At 65.0% G+C, this 2191-nt stretch carries 3 protein-coding genes; 2 read left to right on the top strand and 1 reads right to left on the bottom strand.

Translation table 11 applies throughout. The annotated features are described in order from the left end of the window. On the bottom strand, positions 1 to 434 hold a 434-nt coding region (locus AC16XC_RS10975; protein ID WP_484034698.1), incomplete at its 3' end, for a phosphoribosylamine--glycine ligase. Here AC16XC_RS10975 and xseA point away from each other — a divergent pair. Together xseA and AC16XC_RS10965 are read left to right on the top strand one after the other, a co-directional pair. Further along, a complete protein-coding gene (gene xseA, locus AC16XC_RS10970; RefSeq protein ID WP_484034697.1) occupies positions 433 to 1899 on the top strand; it encodes an exodeoxyribonuclease VII large subunit in 1467 nt (488 codons plus the stop codon). The genes AC16XC_RS10975 and xseA overlap by 2 nt on opposite strands. Positions 1900 to 1923: 24 nt before the next feature. After that, entirely contained in the window at positions 1924 to 2133 is a 210-nt protein-coding gene (locus AC16XC_RS10965; RefSeq protein ID WP_221424113.1) for a DUF2093 domain-containing protein, read from the top strand. Positions 2134 to 2191 lie beyond the last annotated feature (58 nt).

Raw genomic sequence — 2191 nt, 5'->3', positions numbered from 1 at the left:
TCAGCCTTGAGCACGAAGGGCGGGTCGAATTTCTTCAGCGCACCCCAGGCCGCCTCGAGCGAAGTGCAGCGAACGAACCGCGCCGTGGGAATATCGGCGCGCTCGCACAATTCCTTGGTGAAGCTCTTGCTGCCTTCAAGCTGCGCTGCCGCTTTCGAAGGGCCGAACACCGGGAAGCCCGCAGCGCGCAGATCGTCTGCCAGGCCATCGACCAGCGGCGCCTCGGGACCGATAACGACCAGCCCAATCGAATTGTCGCGGCAGAATTGCTCTACGCTCGCATGGTCCGACGCGTCGAGCGCGACACTTTCCGCGCATTCTGCCATGCCGGGATTGCCCGGGCTCGCCCACAGCTTGTCGCACATGGGCGATTGCGCCAGTTTCCAAGCCAGCGCATGTTCGCGCCCGCCGCCGCCCAGCAAAAGGATATTCATGCCCGCCGATTTCCCGTCAAACCCAGAAGAAGACAGCTTGGTAGCGAAGGGCCGCGCCGGGGACAACGCTGCCCCGCTTTCGATCAGCGAGATTTCTTCGCTCCTGAAGCGGGCCGTGGAAGACCAGTTCGGATTTGTGCGCCTGCGCGGCGAGTTGTCCGGCGTGAAACGTGCTGCCTCGGGTCACCTGTATTGCGCCCTTAAGGACGAGAAGGCTGTCATCGATGGCGTGATGTGGCGCGGCAATACGCAGCGCTTGCCATTCCAGCCGGAAGACGGCCTGGAGGTCGTCGCATCAGGCAAGCTGACGACCTATCCAGGGCGCTCCAAGTACCAGATCGTAATCGAGCGGATGGAGTTGGCGGGCGAAGGTGCGCTGCTGGCCCTGCTCGAAAAGACCAAGGCGCGGCTGGCAGCAGAAGGGCTTTTCGATGAAGGGCGCAAGCGTGCCCTGCCATTCCTGCCGCGAACGATCGGGGTGGTGACATCCCCTACAGGCGCGGTGATTCGCGACATCTTGCACCGGCTGGCGGACCGGTTTCCCAGCCGCGTAATCGTGTGGCCCGTGCTGGTGCAGGGCAAGGGTGCAGCAGATCAGGTGGCAGCCGCAGTGCGCGGCTTCTCGGGCCTGCCAGCAGGCCATCCCGACCGGCCTGACCTGGTGATCGTGGCCCGCGGCGGCGGCTCGATCGAGGATCTGTGGAGCTTCAACGAAGAAGCTGTCGTCCGCGCCATCGCCGAATGCTCGATACCGACGATCAGCGCTGTGGGTCACGAGACCGATACGACGCTGGCCGATTTTGCCGCCGACCGCCGCGCTCCGACGCCGACGGCGGCCGCAGAAATGGCCGTCCCGGTTCGCGCCGAACTCGCGGCGACACTGGCGGACTTCGGCGCGCGCAAGGAGCGCGCGATCCTGCGGCCCGTACAGCTTGGCCGCGAGCGGCTGGAGGCGCGGGTGCAGCGGCTTCCCGGCCCTGCGGCGCTGCTTCAGCCACCGGCGCAGGCTCTCGACGACCTGTCGGACCGTCTGCGGCGTGGTTTGACCGATCGGACAGCGCGGGGCCGCGAAAAGCTGGGCAAGTTGCGATTGCCCCCGGCGATACTCGAACGCGGCCTTCGCGAGGCCACTCGTTCGCTTGAAAGCGTACGCCTGATGCCCTCGATGGTGGAACGCCGCTTGGCAGAGAAACGCGCGCGCCTCGGCGCACTTGAGCGGGTCATGCGCTCGCTCGATCCGGACGCCGTCTTGCAGCGCGGCTATGCACGGGTCCTGGGCCCTGACGGACATACGCTGACGTCCCAGGCGGAGGCGTCGAAAGAGGCGGCTCTGACGCTGAAGTTCCGCGACGGCGATCTCGCGGTCACCACGCACCAGTCCAGGGCAGCGCCGCCAGCGCCTCGATCAAAGCCCAAGCCGAAACCGGTGGGAGCGCCGCCAACGCAAGATGATTTGTTTGGCTAGGTTCCAGATGCTATGGAAACTTCCATGCTGATGAACAAGAATTCCGACCGCGCTTCGGGCGAGGCCAAGCTGCACTATGGACCCAATGGCTTTCGCGTATTGCGCGCTGGTCAGCATGTGTTCTGCGCCTCATCGGGCGTTCCGATTGCCCTCGATGAACTACGCTACTGGTCGGTGGAGTTCCAGGAGCCCTATGCAACCCCGCAGCTTGCGACAGAGCGCCTCAAACCGTGAATCCAGGCCGGGTCGCACCGCTCATCCTTATCCTTACTGGCGCATGTGTCGCCTCGCC

The organism is Candidatus Andeanibacterium sp. (assembly GCF_057143545.1).
The sequence above is the reverse complement of the archived record's forward strand: the minus strand, read 5'-3'. Positions and strand labels throughout refer to the sequence as shown.